This is a genomic window from Priestia sp. TGN 0903 (assembly GCF_050846855.1).
Lineage (GTDB): Bacteria > Bacillota > Bacilli > Bacillales > Bacillaceae_H > Priestia > Priestia zanthoxyli.
Genome location: NZ_JBOZGL010000001.1, coordinates 910423 through 934849, shown reverse-complemented (window position 1 = coordinate 934849; position 24427 = coordinate 910423). Strand labels below are relative to the sequence as shown.

Sequence of the window (24427 nt, the reverse complement as noted above, 5' to 3'; positions counted from 1 at the left end):
TTTAAGAAATGGAGGTGTTAGTTATGAAGGTAAAAGTTAAGAAAACAACTAATAAAGCTGCGGTATTAAACGGTATTCCAGGCTAAAACGTTATCATTATGTGAACCACTTACTTATTGTTTAAACTTCAAGTCTGTAAATATAGGGAACTATCATATGATAGTTCCCTATTTCAATAATTAAGAGAAATGGAGTGAAATGTAGAAAATGAAACCTAAGTTCAAAGAGACAATCCCTGTATTTTTTATAAATGATGAAATCCATATTGGTGAAGAAGATGGAGTAGCAGGAGTTATTGAAGATCCCAGTGGAAGTATTAAGTATTTAATTTCTCTTATTAACGGAAAAAATTCTATAGAAGAAATAATACATTTAGTCCAAGAAAAGTATCCAAACATAAAAGAAAATGAGGTATTGGAAGGGATAAAGGCATTAGATACAGAGAAATATTTAGAAGATAATTCTTTGAATCCTCAATCTATAGGAGATTATGAACTCGAAAGATACAAAGCAAACCTTAATTACTTTTCGCTTTTTACGTCTTTAGAGGACAATAAGTACAATGTGCAAGAAACTATCATAAATACAAAGGTTGCTTTGCTCGGAATCGGAGGTTTAGGTAGTCAAATACTATATCATCTATCTGCATTAGGTTTTCATAACATTAATGCATTGGATTTTGATACTTTGGAATTAAGTAATTTTAATAGACAGTTGTTATATTCTGAAAAAGATATTAATAAGTTAAAAACGGAATTAGCAAAGGAAAGAATATCGCGTTTTAATCCTAATGTTAAGTTAAACGTTACTAATAAGCGTATAGAATGTGCTGAAGATGTAATGGCACATATTGAAGGTAGTGATTATGTAATTTGTGTAGCCGATAAACCAACCCTTCATATACAGGACTGGGTAAATGAAGCAGTAGTGAAGTTAGGAAAGCCGTTAGTTTCAGGTGGAGTCCTAAACACAAGGGGCAGATTTTATTCTATGTTACCAGGAAAAACTGGGTGTGTAGAGTGTCATAAACAAACCATAATTGAAAGTGATGTTATAGTTAATAAGCAACTTGACAGTATGCATCAGATAAGTTTTCAACGAAATAATGCTGCGATTAGTCCTAATGTAGCTATGTTGGCTGGTGCTATTGTAAATGAATTTTTAGGGTTGGTAACAGGTATTCAAACTCCAACATCATTAGGGAAAATGATGGAATTAAATTTCCTTACATATCAAACTTACCCTATTTCAGAGTGGAATAAGAAAGAGGATTGTCCAGTTTGCCATTCCGCACCTGTAACAGCAGGTAAATAATTATGATGGGGGGGTAAATGTTGAAATCTTATGAAGTACTAAAGAACAGAGATTTTTTATGCTTATTTTTAAGTGCCACAACAAGTAAGTTGGGCACGTCTTTTTTTCAAATCGCACTGCCTTTATTAGTATATGATTTGACTAAATCACCAAGTTTAATGGCATTAACATTTGTTTTAGAAATTACGCCTCAAGTATTGTTTAGTTTGTTAGGCGGAGCCTTAGCTGATCGTATAAGTAAGAAATACATTTTATTAATAGGTGATATTTTATCAGCCATTTTAATTATTATCATACCTCTTGCAGCTTCAATAAACGTGTTAGATATATGGATTGTATATGTGGTAGCTTTTTTAATATCAGCTGTGAGTGCATTTTATCATCCAAGTTTTGAATCAGTCATACCAGAAATTTTAGAAGGTGAAAATTTAATACAGGGTAACTCTTTATTCAAGTTATCAGAGACAATTACAACCTTTGCAGGCCCTTCAATAGCAGGCATTTTAATTGCTTTGGTTGGAACTCATAACTTATTATATTTTAATTTTTTTACGTATTTTCTTTCTGGAATATTCATTGGCTTAATAACTAAGAAATATAAAAGCCAGAATCCAGTTAATAGTTCTATAATGAATTCAATAGCTGAAGGAGTTAAATACGTTATAAATACTAAAAAGATTTTGATAGGGACTATTCTCATATTCTTAATCAATGTGGGTTATGGTGCTATGGAAGCTTTATTTATGTTTCATCTAAAAGATAATTTACATTTATCGGCACAGTATATTGGTTTAATATTTTCCCTACAAACCTTAGGGTCATTTGTAGCAATTTATGCTGCAAATAAACTAAATAAATTACCACGGGGAAATATAATTATCTATTGTGGTGTAATAATAGGTTTAGGGCAAACTATCCTTACTTTTTCAAACACTGCAGTTATTTTGTTAATAGTCTGTAGAATTGTAATTGTCGGTTCGGTAACATTATTAGCAATTAATTGGTTTACCCTTAGGCAAGAGATTGTGCCATCAGCCTTATTGGGAAGAGTAATTAGTTCAACTCGTATGTTAGCTTTTTTGGCTTTACCGATTAGTGGAATGTTAGCAGGTGTTGCAGCTGAATATATTAGCGTCTCTTTAATTTTTATTTCAGCAGGCATCCTAACGATTGTAGCGTCTTTAATCGGCATTAAGACCTCTCTATTTGAGACCCAACATATAGATCAACCTATTAATAGTAGCAACAAGTAGATAATTACTCGGGTTGACTTGAAACATATTGATATTTAGTGTATTCTTCTATAAGAACTTCATACTTGGAGTTTAAACAATAAGTAAGAACCCCTTTAACATATGGTTAATAGGGGTTTTTTATTTTTAATCCAAATGTGCATCTGATATACAAGCAAAAATCTTTTTTCATACCTAAAATACGAGTTATGTTAAGTAAAACGTAAAGTATTTGATGAAAATAATCAGTTTAACTATTTACTCTTAGTGATGACAAATGGATGGGTGTCACCAAAAAGTTGGCTTACCGACCATAAACCAAAGCATAGTCATTAATAGAATGATATAAATCCAAATAGATCGCTCTAGTTTAGTTGCCAGTTCTTTTTCATTTTGTCCTTCCTCCTTGTACTTTCGAAGTGTTGGTGAAAAAGCACGGGCCAGAAAGAACAAGGAGCAAAAAAGGAAAATCAGTGTCATTATAATCCACGGCGTAGTCCACGTCCATGGGCCACACATAACGAGGAGTATCCCTGTGATAACAAGAACATGGCCCGTATGTTTTGCGAGCCTAACAACAGATTGAAATGTGATCAAATAGGCATTCATTTCTTGTTCTCTTGAACTATGTAATTTTTTAACAATTGGCAAGAGAATAAAGAAAGGACCAATCGATAAAATGACACTAGAAACATGAATATATACTAATATACGGTACAACAAATCCATTTCTTTTACCTATCAATCGTTAACTAATCTGAACTCATGCACCCATACCCTCATTTGCGGAAGCCAAGGCATCCCAGGATGATAAGACAAAATAGATTGTTTATATTCCTCTACTGTAGCATAGCCTTCCTGGCGAGCATTTTCATGGGTTAATTCACCTAGTGATTGAGAATAAACTCGTTCCACTACAAATTTTTGATCTTCTAAAACCATTATCTCTCCTACATCAGCATATCTTCCATTTCGGCGAGTTGCTGTTTTGCTGCCTTTGATTACTTTATTTACATCATCCGGCATTGTTACAAGTCGATCGATTGTACATGTTTTTGGTGGCAATTCATTTTGTGCTTCATGGTTACTCATTAAAAAAACTCCTTTCATATCTTGTCTCGTATTTAATGTATCATATTTTTAACGACGAATTTCATTTGAATTTATTAGGTGGAAATTTTCTCTAATAAATCTATTATAATTTATCCCTTTTCTTATTCGATAGTCCAAGTACATAACATAATGTATATAAGAGAATGAATTATTCTTTGTTCGTATAATAAGGGTTATTTTATAGATTGAAGTTTCAATAACTGTAAGTATTAAAGGTATAAACCTACTTTTTACAAAAAAGATATTTCTTTGGCTGGTTTGTACAAAACTTTCTCCTTTACAACTAGATGCGTTTATTGTATGATTACACAACAGGAACATTTGTTCGATATTAAGGGTTTAGAGATAAATAAAGGAACAACAGAATAAACCAAGACAGTTAAACACAAAATTTTCTCGCACGGAGCAAAAACATTTGAGCCAATCCTTATTATTTATCCACATACATTGTCGTTTACTGTAAACGTACTAACAATCGGAGGTTTTAAATTATGAATGATAAACAAGCAGCACTAGATATGGCTCTAAAACAAATTGAAAAACAATTCGGTACAGGATCAATTATTAAGATGGGGGAAGGCACACATACAAAAGTTGAGGCATCTAGCTCAGGTTCATTAGCTTTAGATATCGCTCTTGGGATTAATGGTTATCCAAAAGGAAGAATCATGGAAGTGTACGGACCCGAAAGCTCAGGTAAAACAACAGTTTCCTTACATGCGATTGCAGAAGTACAAAAAAATGGAGGTCGAGCTGCCTTTATTGATGCTGAACACGCACTTGATCCAGTTTACGCAAGAAAACTAGGTGTAGATATTGATGAGTTACTGTTATCTCAACCAGATACTGGTGAGCAGGCACTTGAAATTGCTGAAGCATTAGTTAGAAGTGGTGCTGTAGATATTATTGTTGTTGACTCAGTAGCAGCATTAGTTCCTCAAAAAGAAATTGAGGGAGAAATGGGAGATTCTCACGTAGGTCTACAAGCTCGTTTGATGTCTCAAGCCCTTCGTAAACTATCTGGAGCAATTAATAAGTCTAAAACCATTGCTATCTTCATCAACCAAATCCGGGAGAAGGTAGGCGTTATGTTTGGAAATCCTGAAACAACGCCAGGCGGAAGAGCGCTAAAATTCTATTCTTCCGTTCGCCTTGAGGTTCGCCGCGCTGAACAACTTAAACTGGGAAATGACATAGTTGGTAACAAAACAAGAATTAAAGTAGTCAAAAATAAGATGGCACCTCCTTTCCGCATTGCTGAAGTAGATATTATGTATGGAGAAGGTATCTCAAGAGAAGGAGAAATCTTAGATATTGGTTCTGAAGTAGATATTGTTCAAAAGTCTGGATCTTGGTTTTCTTATAATGGGGAACGTTTAGGGCAGGGACGAGAAAACGCTAAGGTTTTCTTAAAAGAAAACCCTGAAATCAGAGAAGAAATTAGAAAAAACATTATTGATTTTAAATATGGTAATACTGACAACGATAATGATATTGATAACGATAGCGATAGTGAAAACGAAAGCTAATAAAAGCTTAAAATGCCTTTCCCGGCAGCTTCAAGCCCATCCATTTCACTGATTTCACTTCATTATTTTGGTCATTTTATGCGATTTATAGTAGCCAGCAGGGAGCTGATATTGTCTTAATTCAAAAGGAGCTTGGCCACAGTGATCGTAAAATAACGGAACGTTATCTAGAAAAAGGTTTTGCAGAGAAAACAAAAAATTGGGCTACTGTGGAAGGAACAAGATTTCTAATTGAGATACTGTTGTCTAAAGCGCTATACTAGACTTTTTATTGCAATCTCTTTAAACAGAAAAATTCTTATAGCAAACAAACAGAACCCTATTTAATTAAATAGGGTTCTGTTTAATTAGATCAAGGTCTATGGAAGTTGACCGTTTTCTCATCGTCCCCCGTGCGTTCAAACCAACCTCTAAAGGCCCAGTTATCATAACCTCCATCACCTTCATTAATAAACGTTCCTTCTTCAAATATCCAGACCCCGAACGTGATACCATCATAATCTACGGTATCAAAATATTGTACACCTTGTAACTGGTCGGAATTATAACCTTGACTTAAATTCATTACTATCACATTATACTGCTGACCCGATTCAAAGAAAGCTTTTTCCATCGCTCCCTTAACAAAACCACTTCGATTGTCGGCAGTTTTAGCCGCATCTGCAATCGCTTGTCCTATGGCTACTGGATCAATCGCTACGTCTCCTCCAACTTCTGCAGCTTCTGCGGAGCCAGCAGAACCTCCTAAATTCGGTAGAGCTAATGGCGTCGCTAACATAGCTAAACCTACAGCAGAAGCTACAACAGCTTGTTTCGCTCTTCTCATTTGATCTCCTCCTATTTTAGTTGATTCTTAGAACAAATACCCTTTTTATGAATATTAAAACAAAAATTCCATAATTAAGTATATATAGGGGGCAAAAAAGTAAAATAAAGGTTTGAAAAAACCTGAAAATAATCTCGATCTATTGAAGATTCAGATAGGTTAAACGTACATTTCAGTAAAGACTTTTATAAAACGTCACTTACTTATTTGTTACTGAGTTGCTCTGCCAAACCGATTAAAAGTCCTTCTACTCCACGAATGTAGCAGAGACGATACGAGTCCTCGTACTGAACCACTTCGCCAACGAGCTGAGCGCCATATCTAGTAAGTCTGGACACCATTTCGTCAATGTCTTCAACAGTGAACATGACGCGTAGATAGCCGAGAGCGTTTACAGGAGCATTCCGGTGATCTGATATAGTAGGTGGGCTGAGAAATCGCGAAAGTTCAATCCGACTGTGACCATCCGGGGTGACCATCATCGCAATCTCTACACGCTGAGAACCCAATCCCGTTACGCGGCCACCCCATTGACCTTCGACGGTGGCCCGCCCTTCGAGACTCAAGCCAATCTCCTTAAAGAAAGAAATTGTGTCATCAAGGGATTCTACAACGATGCTGACATTGTCCATTCTTAGTAGGTTGTTTTTTTCCATAGTTTTATCTCCTTATGTGTAAAATTTTATTATCTGTCCATTTTCATAATCATTCTATTTAAAAGTTACAAATTCCTTTCAAACAAAACATTCCTATCCTGTCACTAGGCCATATTTGTTGTATACTTTATATTCTTTGTAGAAAAATGATCTATTTGTCATTAATACACGAAGTACTTTATCATTTACTTAACTAATTAATGAAAAAATGGGTGTAATAATAATTCTAAAGAGTGTATAGTAAAGAATAATTTTTCATTATATGTCTGAGAGGTGGGATTGTTATGGAAAAGCTAGAATATGAATGGGTAAAACAAGCACGACAAACTTTATTAGAGCAGTGTAGAGAATTGAGTGAAGGTGACTTGACGAAAGAGTTTGCATTTGGTTTTCAAAATATTAGAGATTCTCTAGTTCATGTGGCAGGTTGCTACCATGCTTGGTTAGGTTCTTTTGTGCTTTCAGAAACATCATCACCACTATTCACAAAAGAAGTAATTAATACTATGAAAATAGACGATATTCAGCATTATTTTCAACAGGCTGATAGATATGTAGAAAAAGTATTGGAGCAATTCACAGATAAATTTGATGAGTCTATCGAAAAAGAACTTGCTTGGAGAGCAAACAGTGGTTTTGTAAGAAAGACACCTCGTCAATTGCTTACCCATTCAATTACTCACGAATCACATCATAAAGGACAAATTGTAGTTATGTTACGTCTATTAGGACATACACCTAAAAATACGGACATATTGGGATTACCTGAAAAAGAACCTTTCAAATAATAAATTAAGAAATCATTTCACGAAGAGCATATTTGCAGTCCTAGCTTATATTTGGATGTTCCAAGAGGCCGTGATCGGGCTTCCTGAAATTGTGCAAAACATCTCGCGTGTGCTGGATATTGGTGAACGTGTTGCTGAAGACGTTCACAGCTAGAATCACAAAAATTTAACCAACCATCGTTGTTACGCTATCCACTAAATTATTGTTGTTGTCTTTTCAGAGAAATAAATCCATAAATATAAGTTGGAGGGTTTTAATGAAAAAAAATATTTCTTCTAATGGACTCTGAGGAAAAGGTATCTTCTTATTTCATCTAGATAACGGAATGAGCGTTAAATTCAGTGGTATTTAGTAATATCAAGTTGGGAAATTTTGTAGAAAAAGAACTATTTTGTCGTCACTAAGTGTAAATAGTAAAAAATAAATAATAAATAAAATACTTTATCAATTACTTAACTAAAAAAACTTAAGTAAGGTTGCTTTTTAAAAACAGAGTCATCACAATGTTTATTTTTAAAGTTATATGTATATGAATCTACAAATCTGGCCAGACTAATAACGTATTCCCAACAGAACAACCTACTGTACAGGAGGTTGTTCTGTTTTATAAATTATATACTTAGTTACCATCAACCAGCTTATTGGAACAAAAAGGGCATCTATCTATATAGTCGCCCTTTTTTATTTTACTGGCTTGCTTATTTATTAAAAGAACCACATAACTTATAACTGTTCCAAACATATTAAGTAGAACATAGTCTATATCTAAGCTACGTCCCATGAAATATTGAATAAATTCAATTAAACATGTAACAGATAAATCTAAGATTGTTACTTTTTTTACTTAACGAAACTTTCTTGATAGGGGTTTATTTTTATAGAATCCTTCAAAAAGGTTGCTGTAGACCCACTTGAACTTGCTTTGTTAGGATAAAAGAGAGGAAACATTATGGAGTCCTGTAGTAGATATCTCCATTCTCGCAAATTCTATCTTGGGAGTAGACGCTGCTCATGATATAACAGCTAAAGTAGAGAATACATTAGCATAAGAACACAGTATAGAGGGTGCTAACTTACATGTGGAAACAAGCCAAATAGTAAACATGTCCATTAAAACGAATACATAAAGGGAAGGAATTAATCATATGGAATTAGGATATAAGAAAAACATACAGCTTAAAGATAGAGATTTAAAGTATAAAATAAAAGATAGTGAGGAAACAATTGAATTGATTGTTTTTATTGCACTTTTAAGTGTGATTTTTATTATTAATACTTTCTTTAAATTCTTATAGTCTTTTTTACATGTGATTGTATGAAAAGATATAGTATGTATGTCTGGACGTGCATATTATAGTAAAAAGCCACCTTTACTTCAAATACTAGATGGCTTTTTATTTTATTAACGATAATAATTTCTTTAACACTCTGCAATAGATTTGAATATTTTGTTCGTGAAAATATATCTTTTTTAAAACACAAAAACTCATTCATAATGTAAGAAAGATCTGGGAAATAATAATTCGTAAAAGTGAGTCATGATTTTTTTGTCTGTTGACCTATACATTTAGTTTATTATCGACAGCAATATTCTTCAGGGTTTACACATATAAAAACACCAAGTTGTATTAGTGATGACCTTCACGTTTGGTGGTAGAGCAAATAGCTGACTCATCATGAGGGTGCTCTTCGTTTTCTAACTGGATAGTTGCATGCTCAATTTCTTGATGTTGAAGTTTGGATTCAATTTCTCTTAATATGACCTGACTTTCCAGGAAACTTATTTGATTATTTAACACCACATGACAGGATAATGCATTTTTCCCACTAGTTATACTCCAAACATGTAAATCGTGGACATTTAGTACACCTTTAACTGCATGAATTGTTTCCATTACTTTTTCTAAAGAGATTCCTTTCGGTGTACCTTCCATTAAAATTTCTATTGTCTGCTTTACAATTTTCCATGCGCCCAAAGCAATTAAGAATGCAATAAGAACACTTAGGATTGGATCTACGATATTCCAGCCAGTGAATAGGATAATAAGTCCTCCGATAATAACTCCTGCCGAAGCCATTGCGTCCCCAATCATATGAAGTACGGCGCTTTTCACATTGATGTTGTCTTCCTTCCTTAAGCCAAGACCTAAGTAAAGGTTCATGGCTAAACCAACAGATGCACTAATAAACATCCATGTACTTCCCACTGGTTGGGGATCCTTAAAGCGATCAATCGCTTCGTATAGTATGACAACAGCAATAACAATTAACGTCATGGCATTAATAAAAGCAGCTAGTATCCCTGAACGGTGATACCCGTAAGTGAAATTTTCCGAAGCTGGCTTTTGGGCTTGGTGCATAGCAAACCACGATAGCCCTATGGCTGCAATATCTGTAAGTACATGTCCAGCATCAGAAAGTAGGGCTAAGCTGTGTGAAATGAATCCTCCAATTAATTCGACTACCAGGATAATTAAAGTAAGAAAAAATGCTAATTTCATTTTCCCAATCGGAGCATGGGAGTGAAATACATCTCCGTGGTCGTGATTGTGGTTGTTTCCCATAAAAATCTCTCCTTGCTGCAAAAACATGATCATTGTTTGAAAAACCGTTATTTCTCTTGTTCTGGATTTCACTAAAAGTAGTTTATTCAAAAAACTCAATGGGTGGATCTTTAAATCCCCGAAAGCCTTATATACTAAAGATTCCTTTTAAGACAGTAGATATAGAATGTTAATTCTTTTATGATGGGATGGTGCTTTTAAGTTCTGGGAAACCCTAACAGAAGCTTCATCATTTGAAGATTTAATTTGAGCATCTGTTTTAGTATTTTCAACTTCATCAAAAATCATTTATGTCATTCAAAAGCTGTTTCCAAATCAATTTCATACTTCTTTTTAACAAATCAGAAAAAAATTGGATCACGACTTTTGAATTTCTTATGTAATATGATTAATCTTATAAGAATAAAAAAGAGACCTTATAAATTAAAATCTCTAAAATTTTCTATATAAGTTTAATGACTATGAAATAGTGAAAGGGAATAGTGATAAATATAAATAATTAGTACTCCTAGCGATATTAATAGCCATACATGTAGGTTTCTGAAGTGACTAATAGCCTTTCCTATTATTTCATGAAAAATAACAAAAGATAGGGTACCAATTGCTCCTCCAGTCGATAAGGCTTGTATTTTAAGCGAGGAAGCTTGTACACTTTCTCCAAGTAATAAACTCCCTCCCAAAGATAGTGATAGAAGGACTATAATGAATAAAAAGAAGACGTTAGGTATTTTTGCTATGGAGAGAACGGTCATTAGGGCCATCCCCTCTGGAATTTGGTGTAAGAGGGTAGCTACAAATACGGAAGCTGACTGATGTAGATCTGTTATCCCAAAGGTAATACCTGTGATAATATTATGAAAGAAGATTGCAGCCGTTAATAAAATAAGTGACTGCAAAGGTGAAATTGCACTATTTGTTTTATGCAAAAAGAGGTCAATGCATAGCATAACGATATATCCTGCTACGATGCCTAATAGAACGCCTGTTAAATCATACAGATGCCATGTGGAAGGAAGGATATCAAAAAATAACAACCCTAATAAGATTCCTCCACATATCGCATACATAAACTGAATTCTACCTCGTGACAGGTGACTAACTAATTTAAGAAGTCCTCCACCTACTAATAAACCCATTAAAGAACCTAAAGTAAATAAGGTATTTATTTCTATATGCATAATTGCTACTTCCTTTCGGCTATATGTTTTTTTACAACTAACCTATTCAAAGGAAGGGCAATCATACCTATGTTTTATAAATGGTTAAAAAAATAAAAGTACGTGATATTAACTTTGGAGTGATTTTTAGGTGAATCACTAATAAAAACGGACATACTAACGTTATCTAAAGAAGAGGTGTTACTATGGAATTTCCTTTTGAAATGATAACAGATGTGGATAAGGTGGAAAATGCTTATTATATAGAAGTGAAGCCAGGTGAGTATAATGCAAAGTATTGGAATAAAGAATCGGTCTATTTTGCTGATGAAGCTTTTGCTTATTTCTACACCACGATTTGCAAGTATGTGCCACAGTATCAACCTACCCAAGTGACAGAAATCAAAGCAGAAACATGGCTGAGGATCAGTAATCAGCTACAAGAACTCGCGTGTTTTTTGAGCACCAACCCGCCTATGATTAAACTAAAGAAATGGATTGATTTTAGCAAAGTGGAGGAAACGCACAAACAGTTTGATCATCACAAAAACAAGTACATTCGTGAGTTAATTAACATGATCAAAGAATTTACAGTGTGGATAACAAAGGTATGTCAAACACAATCATACATCACTATTTTGGGCACTTAATGGGAATCGATGTTGCTTATTGTAATCTATAAGCTATGCAGAAAGTGAAAGAATTGCTCAAAACGAATATGGCATATTGGATGGAAACCTGAAAAAGAAAACGTGTTAGGTTTCTAGGGACTGGATAATGTCAAATTAATTGGAACTTTTTTATCGACAGCAAGACACTTTATAATATCTTCAAGTGGTGTAGAGTGAAAAGTTTACTATATATCTCAGAGTTGAGATTCTAATGGAACAGTTAGAATCTGAAATGCTGATTATGTTAACTGGGTTTGTATATGTGATATACATAAGCGCTTAACTTGTTTAATCCCAGACTTTAGGACGATCAACTCCCATTGTTCTTAAATACTGTAAGAGTTGTCCTGCGTGTACGAACTCATGATAACCTATACGCAATAACATATCACCTAAAGAACGAATATAGCCTACATCTGAACGATCTATTTGAATACATGTTAAATCCTCATCTGAAAAGGTACTTATCATCTCTAGAAATTGTTGATGGTATATGTCTGCAAATTCCAATTCACTTTTTACACAAATCAATGGTTTTTTTTTCAAAAGGAGAGTCAAATTCTTTTAAGATACCCCTATTTTTAATAGCTAGATGATAATAGTATTCTGACTCTAAGACATGTCGAACCATCTCTATGCATGTCATAGCTTCTTTATCTGGCTTCCAATCCAATTCAGTTTGAGGAATTGCTTCCCCCTTTGTATCTTCTTAGATAATTTTACTAAATTAAAAAGAGAAACATCTAATTATTTCAAATGTTTATGGTCCTTATAATAGGTTTTATGTTAATTAACTCGGCATATTGTATTCATTAATTTATCTTCTCTTATAGTGTGTTAAAATGTAATTATAAGGAAAAAGGGGATGTTTATATGTTTACAGTGGGAATTGACGTTAAGAAAACAGAAAAAGAATTAATCATAAAATGGCAACTTGCTAAATTTAATATTGCACTAGAAGATATTATTGAGATTACGGAAGACGATACGTATGGAGGTAAAGAAGTTGATGCAATCCGTATAGGTCCTCCATATGGAACAACTGATCGAATATTCATTAAAACTAAGAAGCAAAATTACATACTTTTCACTACAAACAGGGCGACAATCATAAACAGAATAAACTCATAATCGATAGTTTTTATGTATAAATAATGGCCATATCTAATCACAGATGTGGTCATTAATATTTAGCTTCACTACCAATAAAGTTCATTATATTAATTACAAATCAAATATCTTATGTATTTTTATTTTTATTTACTTTTAAATACTTTGTAAAGTAAGCAGCGAGTAATAGTAACATCATATTAACAACCCAACTTATTGTACCGTTATAATTTAGCCACATCGATAAAAAACAATTAATGGATATGATATAAAAACATAAACTGGAGAGAAGTTCTTTAGGTTGAAAACCTACCTTTTGGGAGAGGGAGGAGCTTCTTTTTCTCATTAAATAGGAACCCTAGACAGTTGTCTCAGTGTTAACACCTGTCTTCTGTTAATATTCAATACAAAAATGGTTACAGTATTAATTGTTTACAATTAGAAAATAAAACATAATTTATTCTAATTACTAAAAATCACAATGTTATAATAAAATGGGTTTGAAAATATTTAACAACTAAGAGGTGATAAACATGATATTTCTTACTCTGTTTTTACTATTAATTATTGTAGGGTATCCAGTATGGGACTATTTTTATTTAAAGAAAATAAAAAGTAATCAACTAAACAAATGGAGAATGTACGGGGAAATTGTTATTACTCAATGGATATTGGTCATCATATTTCTAGTCTATTGGTTTTTGACTAAACACACGTTTAACAACTTATTTTCTATTAAAAAACCTTTATTTTCTTTAGATAAAGATTTTTTACTGTCTGCGGGAGTGGGGGCAGGAATTAGTATTATAATGATTGTTTTTATGATTTCCTTTTCCAAAAATGCTAGAGAGAAAATTTCCGAAGGATTAAGTGATGAGAGTATTCAATTCCTGTTGCCATCAAACTTCAAGGAAAGGCTGTTTTTTCTTTTGATAGCAGTTACAGCAGGAGTTTGCGAAGAGATTATTTTTCGTGGCGCAATGTTTCATTATTTCGACCACCTCCCTTTTCATTTATCTACCGTTGCAATTGGAATTATTTCAAGTCTGTTATTTGGAATTGTTCACCTCTACCAAGGCTGGAAAGGGGTACTATTCACTTCCTATTTAGGTGGCATTATGTTTTTTCTTCTTGTGGGGACAGGCTCTTTGTGGGTTCCTATCGCACTACATTTCATTATTGATTCGAAGTTTGTCTTTTTGCCTAATAAAAAGAGCCCTTCAAGTGTAATTAAAGAAAATTAAATCACTATTATCAAGAGATACTTGAATAAACTATTATTCAGGTGTTTTTTTTATTACTATTCATTTCTACCTTTAAATTGAGTATTGAAGTTTCATAAAATTTCCTTTTTAATGTGTTCTGAGAACAGAATTTATAAAGAGAGCTTTTTATATCGTATATAAAGAATTCACTTAGAAAAATGTTAAAATAAAATCAAAAACCACGGAGAAAAATATATGAACCATGATATTCTACACTCATTTTTAGAAAAACATTTTGAAGGACTAATATTAGGCCCTTCTCTATTTTATTTATGGAAAAATAGCATTCGTTTTGAAATATCGGATCCTTTGATACCTTATTATAAGAAGGAACATTTAGAGCAAGCATTTTATCGTTCAATCCGATTATTTGAAGCAGTATTTGAAGAAGAAGATGAGATTCTTCTTGTTACGGATGTACACTCCATAAAAAAAGATATCTTCCTCCAAAAAAGACCTTTAAACGTATATTTAAAATACATAAAAAATAAGGAAAAGCTATATCAATTAAGTCATCATCCTTTACCTAGTGTATTTGATGAGGCAGATAATCAATCTGTCACTCATCGATTTGCACTTTCTTGTAAGAAACCAGAACTAAAATATGTACAACTCTTAAAAGCTATTTGTTATGAAGACTTTGATCATCCATCTAGCATACTTAAAAACAACCCACAAAGTGGTTATGATATTTATTTTGTTAATCTTTCCAAAGAAATCATTTTTCATTTGTATGATGATCGAGGTTGTGATGTATTAGCCTCTAATAAAGAATCTATAAAGTTTCTTTATGAAGAATATAATCATTGGATTTTAGATTATGACCGGGAAGAAATAGATCTTTTATTTAAATAAAAACATTATTAAATGCAGAGTCACTGAACGAAAGGTTACTATATATGCGTAAAAAAGGATCTGTTCTAATAAAAAATGACAACCAACTAAACCATGCAGAATTAGCACAAATAGCATATCGGAAACCAATTACTGTAGGGGAAGTTCTTTATAACTACTGGGATTAAATTTTCACTAAGAAGAAAAGAATGGAGATATAACGATGGATTCAAGAAAAGCTATGTTGATGGAAATGCAGAAACTTATACATGAATATTCGCAAATGGGTAACCAACTAACTAATATTAATAAAGAACTCGTTTGGCAGGAACTAAACTTAACAGATGAAGAAGCCCTAAGTTTAAGTAGCGAAAATTTATCGCCAGCATCAATAAAAGCAATTGAAAAGATAGTTAAGGATAATATGATGGGCTTATTTCATGATTTTATGTGTTTAGTAGATGGCGTTTCAGATCCGAATGACATTGAAATTGATAACGATGGAGTCTGGCTAGGTCTTCAAATAAAACCAAAGCACTTATTACCTGAACAAGAATTGGAAGATGAACATAGTGAATTAATGCTACATGACGAGGTTTATGATAGTTATTGGGACTGGAAAGACCAATTCGGGGAAAATGATGATAAAAACGGATAATACGTTACTTAAACATCTACTCATCACCACTTCTGTTATGACCCTTATGATGTTTTTAACGATTGTTCTCCTCCCCGAGATATGGCATCTATCTAAAAATTATATGATCGCGATAGGGATTTATTGGGATAGGGGGAATACGTTATTAGTCTGACCAGATTTTTAGATTCATATACATATAGCTTTAAAAATAAATATTGTGATTAAATCTCCGAGTGTAAAATAACCTCATCTTCGTTCTATTATTAGTTAAGTAAACATTAAAGTATTTTAGTTATTATTAAAGTTTTATTATTTACACTTAGTGACGACAAATATGACCTTTTTCTACAATGTGTGTAATAGTTAACGATATTTTTAATAAAATACGTTAGATGTTACTTCTATAGAAAAGGGGTCGCAGGAAGAAGAGTTTTTTACTTTATGCATATTTTTATACATCGTTGATTTAACAAGGTTTCTCTTTGAGACAGAGCTTAGAAAAGTGTATAAAAAGCGCACCTTCTGTATGTGGTTTTATTTATTTGTTTGAAAATTCAATAAGTTACCACTATATTTTGTTTACATAATCCTAGTATAATGAGAGAGCGAGAAGAAAGAAGGGATTATGTGTTGAAAAGTAAAATGAATCAGTTGTTTGCAGAACAAAAGAGTATTCATATACTGTATTCCTACGACCAGCAAGAAAATTATATACGACAAGTTGTAAGTTATATCCAAGAGGGGATTTTTGCTGGAGATTGCATTCTTCTTATTGAAAATGACCGTTTTTATCCTTTTATTCATGACCATTTGAAAATACTATTGACTACAGATCAAATGAAAATGATACATCGTATAAACAACTTTGATTTCTATTATTCAAGTGGTAGTTATCATCCTCCTGCCATTCTTAATTATTTTAATAAGAGCGTTCAGCCCTACTTAGAAAATAGAATTTCTTTCAGATCATGGGCACATGTAGAATGGAGCACAATGGAAGATCCTTTACATCTAATCGAAGATTTTGAAAAAATAGTGGATAGCGCGGTGAATAAACTCTCATTCCCATTAATTTGTGCATACAAAGGAGAGAGGATGCCAGAGTATCTCAAAACTATTCTGATGGAAACACATCCTTATGTTCTTATTGAGGGTGATTTAATTACTTCTAAACAATATCGGCCATTAACTGAATTGGAATAAAGATAAAAAACGCTTAAGCAATCATACTAAGCGTTTTTTATTTTTAAAGAAATCAATGGCTCCTTTTCATCCATTCAGTTTATTTACCACTATAAGCTCTTTCCTCGTATTCTTATGTCTCTTCAGGTTAGTTTTTCTATTTCGAGGTAGCTCTTTTTATTGTAAAGAAAGTCCGGTTTCATTATTTAGTTAACCTAATGGAAATCATAAATACAAAGCATAGAAAAGCATCATTCTCTTATACAGCCCTCATAAAATTACCGGTTTTGATAAGCGAAAATGTGGAATATCAAATGTAAGATTATTTTAGGAGGAAAGGGAGACAGGTATGTTTGGATGGAGTGATATGCCAAAATTATTATTTTCTTTTTTGATTGTCATTCCAATTGTGTCTGTTATTCACCAACTAGGGCACTCACTTATGGCTATTATTTTAGGAGGAAAGGTCGATTTTACCATTGGACAAGGGAAAACGATTTTTAGGTGGAAGAAAATTAAAATAAAATCTATTTATTTTTTGCACTCCTTTTGTATTTACGAAAAATTAAAGTATGATAACCGTTTTACTCATGCTTGTGTTTATGCTGGAGGTACCATAGCTAATGTAGCGTCTATCCTTCTTGTGTATGGTTTAATTATGTTGGGTATTCTCTCAAAGAATCTCTTTTCTTACCAATTTGTTTATTTCTCTATTTATTATATTGTTTTCTCGCTCTTACCCTTTGAATATTCAGAAACGAGTTTAAGTGATGGGAGAGCTATCTATGATGCATTGAGATATGGAAAGATAACGTGTAATCCGGATTAACAAAGGAAAAGTGGCTAGCCACAACGTGTATTAACGCGGCAACGGTACTAAAATAGATACTGATTAGTAATCAAGTCTTAATTCTTTAGATACTATGATGTAGCTACTGCAGTAAACTTACCTGTCTACTCAAAAAACAACAAGGAGCTCTTACTGCAGTAAGTAAGGCGTAGATGGTTATATACGAGAAAAACTCTGATTAGGAAAAAAATAACAAGATTAATGAGTTTTAGTGAGGGGTAAAGTTAACTAAATAATTTAAAAGGAGGGAAGTAGTAATGGAGATTCTATGGATGCTAATTGTAGGTGGAATTATTGGGTGGCTCGCCGGTTTAATTACGGGACGCGACGTTCCTGGAGGTATTATTGGTAATATTATCGCTGGCTTTATTGGTTCTTGGTTGGGCGGCCTTATCTTGGGAAGTTGGGGGCCAGTCATTGGCGGTTTTGCAATCATTCCAGCAATTATTGGATCAATCATTTTAGTATTAATTGTAAGCTTTCTTTTAAGAAAAATGGGTCAAAAAAAGAATCATGGTCATCATGTATAAAAATTGAAAAAACTTAAATTGGAGTGATTAAAAATGAGAGAAGAAAATAATTCTATGCTATATGATTTTGTTGAAGGTAATCAATTTGAACTAGATTCTTATCTTACTTATTTATTCGATCAAATTAATAATGATAGCGAAATTCTGTCAGAAGATTAATGAGATTACAGATATTTTATTATAAAGAAACAGACAAAAAAACAATAAATCAAAATATAGTATAAGCGACCTTAGTAACTTTGTTTACAGTATATAGGGTCGCTTATTATTATCGAAAAGTGCAGATATGCTTCATTACTGCAGCAGGTAAGGCGTAAACGGCCCTAGAATCTGTGCTTTTTATAGGTTGGGGATTAGCTTCCTCACTTAAACTGAAGTATCTATTACTCAACCTTATTGAACATAAACAAAAGTTCTCTTTAAATTCTGAAGGGCCTGGTTATCATATATTTATATACTCTTCTTCATGCCACATTCTCTACATTCACGTAAGAAAACGCCACCTTTTACGGAGCTTTTGAAGTAAGCTGAGTTACAGTTATCGCAACGGCCACTAACCTTATCCGGAAATTCCACATAGTCATACACTTTTTCAAGATCGATTTCTTGCTCTTTTATTTCTTCCAGGTTGATCACTCTTTTCTATTTGACTTTTATTAGACTAACACAATTAGGTCTATATAAAAGGTGTATGTTAAAATTACTTTGTTTTTATTATTTCTTAAAAACATAGGCTCTTTCACGCTACGAAAGGTTAATATTTAAATAACAGTTCGTCGTTATTTAAATATTCTTCACTTCTATGAGGCTTGTCTAAATAAAATGTACGCGAAATGAATAATAATCTTCTTGATTTATCTGTTGTATATAAATATAATGTAACTGAAGTACGCAAAAAGAGAACACGAAATTTAAAATATAATTTTCGTTATTATCATTTTTTGATTTCATTCAATACCTATGTACAGGAAGCTCATGTTTATTATTATGTAGTTGCTACGATCGAGACTTTTGAAAGCGATATCATTTCGTTCGAAGAAAAAATTTAAAGGGTTTAATTATTTTAACAAGTTATAGAGATATCTAATGTTATGATTTCCTTATCTCTAAATAAAAGAAGAAGATATTTCTTTATCTGAAATGAAGGGATAATAGATTAAGGTACTCTTGTCTAACATTCATATAAATCTAGTAACAGTCACTTCTAGGTTTATATGAATGTTAGACAATAAACAGGATTTCAAAAGGTTAAAAGGATAATAGAAAATCTCTTTATAAATGATACTATATGCTCAGGTATATAAGGTGAGCCGAAAAAGTGGATTTTCACAATAAAGATTTTGAAAACGCTTTACTGAAGGGGGGAGTTAATTTCAAATTATATGATTACCATTTATTTTAAAGATTATTCACACATTGGACTTATTTTTAATCATTGTCTTTTTTATAGACGCTAGCCTAAGCATAGGCTCTCTTTAAGTGTTTTAATGAACCATAAATTGAAAGGGGTTACAACTATGAAGAAATTGGGATTAGCTACACAAATATTTATTGGACTTGCGTTCGGGATTGCTATAGGCGCTATTTTTTATGGAAATAATACAGCGATGGCCATTCTTCAACCTTTAGGAGATATTTTTCTTCACCTAATCAAAATGATTGTTATTCCTATCGTTGTATCTGCACTAATCGTATCTATAGCTGGTGTAGGTGATATTAAAAAGCTAGGAAGACTAGGTGGAAAAACCATTCTTTATTTTGAAATTGTTACTACGATTGCATTAGCAGTGGGATTATTAGCCGCAAATTTATTCCATCCAGGTAGTGGTATAGATATGGGGAACCTTGAGAAAGGTGATATATCCAAGTATGAAGAAACATCTAAAACAACTGAGAGTACAGGTGTAGCAGCTCAAATCGTTCATATTATCCCAACTAATATATTCCAATCATTGACTGAAGGGAATTTATTAGCGATTATCTTTTTCTCAGTCTTATTTGGTCTAGGAGTTGCAGCAATTGGAGAAAAAGGCAAACCAGTTTTAAACTTTTTTGAAGGCGTACTGGAATCCATGTTTTGGATGACAAACTTAGTTATGAAATTTGCTCCATTCGGAGTATTTGCTTTAATTGGTTTGAATGTGGCGAAGTTTGGAATTGGTTCATTAATCCCTTTAGGAAAGTTAGTACTCGTTATATATCTGACCATGATTTTCTTTGTTTTTGTAGTATTAGGTATTATTGCAAAAATGGCTGGAACTAATGTTTTAGTGCTTATAAAAATCTTAAAAGATGAGTTAATTTTAGCGTTTACAACCGCAAGCTCTGAAGCAGTATTGCCAAGGTTAATGACTAAAATGGAGAACTTTGGTTGTCCGAAAGCTGTCACATCATTTGTTATTCCGACAGGATATACCTTTAACCTTGATGGATCATCCATTTACCAAGCCATTGCTGCCCTTTTCATTGCACAAATGTATGGGATTCATTTATCTTTCGTAGAACAAATTACACTTTTACTTGTGTTGATGTTGACTTCTAAGGGAATGGCAGGAGTTGCGGGCGCCTCATTTGTTGTTGTATTAACAACATTGGGCTCAATGGGATTACCTCTAGAAGGTATGGCATTCATTGCTGGTATTGATCGTATTTTAGATATGCTTCGTACATCTGTCAACGTAGTAGGTAACGCATTAGCTGCTATTGTGATGTCTAAGTGGGAAGGCGGATTCGACAAAGAAAAAGCAAAGCATTATACAGATTCTATTAGAAAATCGGACGTAGCATAAAAAAATTTCTTTTTATGTAAAGAAGGAGATCAATGTTATGACAAATATAGAAATACCAGAAAAACAAAATGTAAGAATTGAAAAAGATTTCCTAGGAACAAAAGAAGTTCCTACTTATGCTTACTATGGGATTCAAACTTTACGTGCAGTTGAAAACTTCCCAATAACAGGATATCAAATTCACCCAGAACTTATTAAAGCATTAGGGATCGTTAAAAAGGCTGCTGCTCTTGCTAACATGGAAACAAAAAGGTTATATGATGGGTTGGGTAATGCAATTATTGAAGCAGCAGACGAGGTTATTGAAGGGAAAAGAAACAATCAATTTATTGTTGATCCAATACAGGGTGGTGCGGGGACCTCAATGAATATGAATGCAAATGAGGTTATTGCAAATAGAGCTTTAGAGTTACTTGGTCATAAGAAAGGTTCTTATTCCGATTTAAGCCCTAATAGTCATGTAAACATGTCACAATCAACAAACGACGTATTCCCAACTGCTATCCATATTGCAACGCTTAATCTGTTAAATAAGTTACTGAAAACAATGAATTATATGCACAGTGTATTTCAGAAAAAGGCAGAACAATTTGATTCTATTATAAAGATGGGACGTACTCACCTACAGGATGCGGTTCCAATCCGTCTTGGTCAAGAATTTGAATCATATAGTCGTGTTCTTGAGCGCGATATGAAACGTATTAAGCAATCTTATGGACATTTATATGAGGTTAATATGGGAGCAACTGCAGTTGGAACGGGTTTAAATGCAGATCCACGTTATATCGAAAATGTTGTAAGATATCTAGCAAATATTAGTGGTTTACCACTTAAGAAGGCCAATCATCTTGTAGACGCGACTCAAAATACAGACGCTTATACAGAAGTCTCCGCTAGCTTAAAAGTGTGCATGATTAATATGTCTAAAATTGCGAATGATATCCGATTAATGGCGTCGGGTCCTCGTGCAGGATTAGCTGAACTTATATTACCAGCTCGTCAACCTGGTTCATCTATTATGCCTGGAAAGGTCAATCCTGTCATGCCTGAAATGATTAATCAAGTAGCTTTTCAAGTTATAGGTAATGATCATACAATTTGCCTGGCATCGGAAGCAGGTCAGCTTGAACTAAATGTGATGGAGCCTGTTCTTGTATTTAACTTGCTTCAGTCAATCAGTATTATGAATAACGCATTCCACGTCTTCACAGACCATTGTCTAAGAGGCATTGAAGCAAATGAGGGACGTTTAAAAGAGTATGTAGAAAAAAGTGTAGGGATTATTACAGCCGTAAATCCACATATCGGATACGAAGTAGCAGCACGAATTGCTAGAGAGGCTATTTTAAATGGAAAGTCGGTACGAGAACTATGTTTGCAATATGACGTATTGACTGAGGAGGAGCTTGAGTTAATTTTAAATCCCTATGAAATGACGAACCCAGGTATATCTGGCAGCTCTCTTTTTGACAGAAATTAATTTTTAACAGCTTGCTCCATATTAAGTTTATCGTATAAGCCACCTACTTTGGATATCCCTAGGTGGCTTATTTTCTATATAAACGTCTAAAAATACCAACTGCCATTCAAACCAGGCTATTTTTTATAGTCCAAGTACCACCTAAATGTTTTTATACATCTATGGCGGAACAGGAACGAGCAATCATTTTACAGCGCCAACGAGAAGGAATAGCCGTTGCTAAGGCAAAAGGAAAACATCTAGGGCGTCCCATCATTGCTTTTCCTAAAGAATGGGATAGGTTATATAAAGAAAGGAAGTCTGGAACAATTACGGCTGTCGCATTTATGAAGGAAATAGGCATGAAGAAAGCGACGTTTTACAATAAGGTAAGGGCTTATGAGGAAAGGAAGTAATTATAACAAGGAAATAAAAAAAATTCTAAGCTAAATTTATAGGAGATCAGCTCAGGCTCCTATTTACGTTTTTTTATATGAAATATTTTTAGAAAGTCTACAAATTTTATAAATAGCAAGTATCTAACCAACGTTATGATATTACAGGATGTTACTTTCTCTTTTAGATAGAGACTGTTATTAGAAACCTTATGTAAAAAGCCAATTCTTAATAATTAAGAATTGGCTTTTTACTAGTATTTAAACAGTTGTCTTTGTAGTAAGAGGTTCAGATAACGGCTTTTTTTTCGTAGTGCGCGACTTTTCACAAATTCTTAATTTAAAGAAGTTCTTTGGAAGAACATTAGTCACATATCTGCATAAACAGTACATCTTTGATACACATACTAGGGCATGCAAAAAGTAGTATTTATACATTCAAAAACCACTGACGATCATCAGTGGTTTTTGAGATTACACGTAATAAATGAGAGCTGATGATTTATGTCAGTCATCGTAATTAGGGTATACCTTCAGAAATATAAAGTCAAATACTCTTATTTTAATTTGAGAGTGATGCATTAAAATAGGGCTGTTTTTAAGATAATATTTCTAAGCACCTTTGTTCATCAAATAGTTCGAAAGAGTCTCAAAGCAATTATCACGATAGAAATCATGTAAATCATCATTGTCTCGCATGAGCCATTGGATCAGAGAACCGTCAATTAATGCTCGAATCGTATAAGAGGCTTTATTAACATCTATATCAGAGAATATACCCTCCTGTTGACCAAGTTGTATAATTTCACGTCCAATTGACCAGCAATTTTCGTAAAATTTTTCATTTGTTTGACGAAATTTTTCGTTATGATTTGCTTGAGTTAAAAATTCTAGATATACTCGATAAAACTTTCGGTTATCTCTTGGACTAGCAAAAGCAGCGTAGACATAAGCTTGTAATTTCCCAGTTGCTGTTTCTTCTTGGCTAATCGCTGCGTGTTCGCGTATGTATATATTTTCAGTTATCTCCTCCAGTAGACTTCCCAAAATATCTTCTTTGTTTTTGAAGTAATAACTGGCTACTCCTTTACTGACATCAGCATAATCAGCAATATCCTGTAAAGTAACGTTATGAAAACCCTTTTCAGAAACAGCTTTAAAGGCAGCCTTTAATATTTGTTTACGGCGCTTTTCAGCTTTATTACCCATTTTAAACCACCATCCTTTTTCTAGATTTAATTATACCTAAAAAAAGGACCACAAAAAACAAACTTAAAATTCACAAAATAATCTCAAGAAATTTATTCTGACTAGACAGAATAAATTTGACCGGTCAGAATAATTAAGTTAAACTATTTGATGAGAATATTCTCACCAGACGAAGGAGACAATAGCATTCATCATCTTAAGTTCTGTAACATCTCTGGAATCTGTTAGCAGGATATTGAACAATTTCTCATATTGCAAAGAATAATTCACTCTAGTAGGGATTTTAGTCTTACGAATGTAGTTAGCACTAAAA

The 24427-nt window shown here is 33.2% G+C and carries 26 protein-coding genes and 1 pseudogene; 17 read left to right on the top strand and 10 right to left on the bottom strand.

Annotation, left to right across the window (positions count from 1 at the left end):
• Nucleotides 1–207: 207 nt before the first annotated feature.
• Both ACRPLY_RS04795 and ACRPLY_RS04790 read left to right on the top strand, forming a co-directional pair.
• Nucleotides 208–1314, top strand: coding sequence for a HesA/MoeB/ThiF family protein (locus tag ACRPLY_RS04795; RefSeq protein WP_432231620.1), 1107 nt, complete (start codon nt 208–210; stop codon nt 1312–1314).
• A 20-nt stretch (nt 1315–1334) separates the two neighbouring features.
• The gene (locus ACRPLY_RS04790; RefSeq protein ID WP_432231619.1) at nt 1335–2567 is read left to right on the top strand and encodes an MFS transporter; all 1233 of its coding nucleotides are present in this window, start codon (nt 1335–1337) and stop codon (nt 2565–2567) included.
• A gap of 267 nt (nt 2568–2834) precedes the next feature.
• Here the strand turns inward: ACRPLY_RS04790 and ACRPLY_RS04785 are convergent, their stop codons facing one another.
• Nucleotides 2835–3275: a hypothetical protein gene (locus tag ACRPLY_RS04785; RefSeq protein ID WP_432231618.1), complete on the bottom strand. Its 441-nt coding sequence runs from the start codon at nt 3273–3275 to the stop codon at nt 2835–2837.
• Nucleotides 3276–3287: 12 nt separating this feature from the next.
• A complete protein-coding gene (locus tag ACRPLY_RS04780) occupies nt 3288–3638 on the bottom strand; it encodes an ASCH domain-containing protein (RefSeq protein ID WP_432231617.1) in 351 nt (116 codons plus the stop codon).
• A gap of 512 nt (nt 3639–4150) precedes the next feature.
• Here ACRPLY_RS04780 and recA point away from each other — a divergent pair.
• Nucleotides 4151–5188 carry a recombinase RecA gene (gene recA, locus ACRPLY_RS04775; protein ID WP_028413795.1) on the top strand — a complete coding sequence of 346 codons (1038 nt, stop codon included), beginning with the start codon at nt 4151–4153 and terminating at the stop codon, nt 5186–5188.
• 352 nt (nt 5189–5540) lie between these two features.
• On the opposite strand, the gene ACRPLY_RS04770 is transcribed toward recA, so the two are convergent.
• Together ACRPLY_RS04770 and ACRPLY_RS04765 are read right to left on the bottom strand one after the other, a co-directional pair.
• Nucleotides 5541–6014: a hypothetical protein gene (locus ACRPLY_RS04770; protein ID WP_028413794.1), complete on the bottom strand. Its 474-nt coding sequence runs from the start codon at nt 6012–6014 to the stop codon at nt 5541–5543.
• A 203-nt stretch (nt 6015–6217) separates the two neighbouring features.
• A complete protein-coding gene (locus tag ACRPLY_RS04765; RefSeq protein ID WP_165635788.1) occupies nt 6218–6670 on the bottom strand; it encodes a VOC family protein in 453 nt (150 codons plus the stop codon).
• A 284-nt stretch (nt 6671–6954) separates the two neighbouring features.
• Here ACRPLY_RS04765 and ACRPLY_RS04760 point away from each other — a divergent pair, with 284 nt between their 5' ends.
• The gene (locus ACRPLY_RS04760) at nt 6955–7458 is read left to right on the top strand and encodes a DinB family protein (protein ID WP_028413792.1); all 504 of its coding nucleotides are present in this window, start codon (nt 6955–6957) and stop codon (nt 7456–7458) included.
• Between the two features lie 620 nt (nt 7459–8078).
• Here ACRPLY_RS04760 and ACRPLY_RS04755 read toward each other — a convergent pair.
• Complete coding sequence (locus ACRPLY_RS04755; RefSeq protein ID WP_432231687.1) at nt 8079–8288, bottom strand: VanZ family protein; 210 nt, start codon at nt 8286–8288, stop codon at nt 8079–8081.
• 316 nt (nt 8289–8604) lie between these two features.
• Here ACRPLY_RS04755 and ACRPLY_RS04750 point away from each other — a divergent pair, with 316 nt between their 5' ends.
• Complete coding sequence (locus ACRPLY_RS04750) at nt 8605–8754, top strand: hypothetical protein (protein ID WP_155017187.1); 150 nt, start codon at nt 8605–8607, stop codon at nt 8752–8754.
• Between the two features lie 333 nt (nt 8755–9087).
• On the opposite strand, the gene ACRPLY_RS04745 is transcribed toward ACRPLY_RS04750, so the two are convergent.
• A complete protein-coding gene (locus ACRPLY_RS04745) occupies nt 9088–10023 on the bottom strand; it encodes a cation diffusion facilitator family transporter (protein WP_098999922.1) in 936 nt (311 codons plus the stop codon).
• Nucleotides 10024–10475: 452 nt separating this feature from the next.
• Entirely contained in the window at nt 10476–11201 is a 726-nt protein-coding gene (locus ACRPLY_RS04740; RefSeq protein WP_301858748.1) for a hypothetical protein, read from the bottom strand.
• A 185-nt stretch (nt 11202–11386) separates the two neighbouring features.
• On the opposite strand from ACRPLY_RS04740, the gene ACRPLY_RS04735 reads away from it, so the two are divergent.
• A complete protein-coding gene (locus tag ACRPLY_RS04735) occupies nt 11387–11830 on the top strand; it encodes a hypothetical protein (RefSeq protein WP_432231616.1) in 444 nt (147 codons plus the stop codon).
• 309 nt (nt 11831–12139) lie between these two features.
• Here the strand turns inward: ACRPLY_RS04735 and ACRPLY_RS04730 are convergent.
• Nucleotides 12140–12545 (bottom strand): annotated as a pseudogene (locus ACRPLY_RS04730) (DinB family protein); the annotation flags it as partial.
• Between the two features lie 179 nt (nt 12546–12724).
• On the opposite strand from ACRPLY_RS04730, the gene ACRPLY_RS04725 reads away from it, so the two are divergent.
• The 8 genes from ACRPLY_RS04725 (at nt 12725) to ACRPLY_RS04690 (ending at nt 18421) form a co-directional block, all read left to right on the top strand.
• Nucleotides 12725–12982 (top strand): hypothetical protein, encoded by a 258-nt coding sequence (locus ACRPLY_RS04725; RefSeq protein WP_028413788.1) that lies wholly within the window; start codon nt 12725–12727, stop codon nt 12980–12982.
• A 512-nt stretch (nt 12983–13494) separates the two neighbouring features.
• The gene (locus ACRPLY_RS04720; protein ID WP_221817149.1) at nt 13495–14205 is read left to right on the top strand and encodes a type II CAAX endopeptidase family protein; all 711 of its coding nucleotides are present in this window, start codon (nt 13495–13497) and stop codon (nt 14203–14205) included.
• Between the two features lie 216 nt (nt 14206–14421).
• On the top strand, nt 14422–15081 hold the full coding sequence (locus tag ACRPLY_RS04715; protein WP_432231615.1) for a DUF3885 domain-containing protein: 660 nt from the start codon (nt 14422–14424) through the stop codon (nt 15079–15081).
• A gap of 202 nt (nt 15082–15283) precedes the next feature.
• Nucleotides 15284–15718, top strand: coding sequence for a hypothetical protein (locus tag ACRPLY_RS04710; protein ID WP_028413785.1), 435 nt, complete (start codon nt 15284–15286; stop codon nt 15716–15718).
• Between the two features lie 609 nt (nt 15719–16327).
• Nucleotides 16328–16903: an MEDS domain-containing protein gene (locus ACRPLY_RS04705; protein WP_081356431.1), complete on the top strand. Its 576-nt coding sequence runs from the start codon at nt 16328–16330 to the stop codon at nt 16901–16903.
• A 328-nt stretch (nt 16904–17231) separates the two neighbouring features.
• Nucleotides 17232–17711 carry a site-2 protease family protein gene (locus ACRPLY_RS04700; protein ID WP_165635793.1) on the top strand — a complete coding sequence of 160 codons (480 nt, stop codon included), beginning with the start codon at nt 17232–17234 and terminating at the stop codon, nt 17709–17711.
• Nucleotides 17712–17989: 278 nt separating this feature from the next.
• Nucleotides 17990–18262, top strand: a complete 273-nt coding sequence (locus ACRPLY_RS04695) for a GlsB/YeaQ/YmgE family stress response membrane protein (protein WP_028408939.1) — start codon at nt 17990–17992, stop codon at nt 18260–18262.
• Between the two features lie 33 nt (nt 18263–18295).
• The gene (locus ACRPLY_RS04690) at nt 18296–18421 is read left to right on the top strand and encodes a hypothetical protein (RefSeq protein ID WP_255219823.1); all 126 of its coding nucleotides are present in this window, start codon (nt 18296–18298) and stop codon (nt 18419–18421) included.
• A 291-nt stretch (nt 18422–18712) separates the two neighbouring features.
• Here ACRPLY_RS04690 and ACRPLY_RS04685 read toward each other — a convergent pair whose 3' ends face one another.
• Nucleotides 18713–18898 (bottom strand): hypothetical protein, encoded by a 186-nt coding sequence (locus ACRPLY_RS04685; RefSeq protein WP_075420359.1) that lies wholly within the window; start codon nt 18896–18898, stop codon nt 18713–18715.
• An 881-nt stretch (nt 18899–19779) separates the two neighbouring features.
• Between ACRPLY_RS04685 and ACRPLY_RS04680 the strand changes: the two genes are divergently transcribed.
• The 3 genes from ACRPLY_RS04680 to ACRPLY_RS04670 all read left to right on the top strand — a co-directional run bounded on the left by ACRPLY_RS04680 (nt 19780) and on the right by ACRPLY_RS04670 (nt 22926).
• Nucleotides 19780–21051 carry a cation:dicarboxylate symporter family transporter gene (locus ACRPLY_RS04680; protein ID WP_165635794.1) on the top strand — a complete coding sequence of 424 codons (1272 nt, stop codon included), beginning with the start codon at nt 19780–19782 and terminating at the stop codon, nt 21049–21051.
• A 37-nt stretch (nt 21052–21088) separates the two neighbouring features.
• The gene (gene aspA, locus ACRPLY_RS04675) at nt 21089–22531 is read left to right on the top strand and encodes an aspartate ammonia-lyase (protein ID WP_063247028.1); all 1443 of its coding nucleotides are present in this window, start codon (nt 21089–21091) and stop codon (nt 22529–22531) included.
• Between the two features lie 62 nt (nt 22532–22593).
• Nucleotides 22594–22926 (top strand): hypothetical protein, encoded by a 333-nt coding sequence (locus ACRPLY_RS04670; RefSeq protein WP_321201901.1) that lies wholly within the window; start codon nt 22594–22596, stop codon nt 22924–22926.
• Between the two features lie 591 nt (nt 22927–23517).
• Here the strand turns inward: ACRPLY_RS04670 and ACRPLY_RS04665 are convergent.
• Nucleotides 23518–24114 carry a TetR/AcrR family transcriptional regulator gene (locus ACRPLY_RS04665; protein WP_165635795.1) on the bottom strand — a complete coding sequence of 199 codons (597 nt, stop codon included), beginning with the start codon at nt 24112–24114 and terminating at the stop codon, nt 23518–23520.
• Nucleotides 24115–24427: the final 313 nt, after the last annotated feature.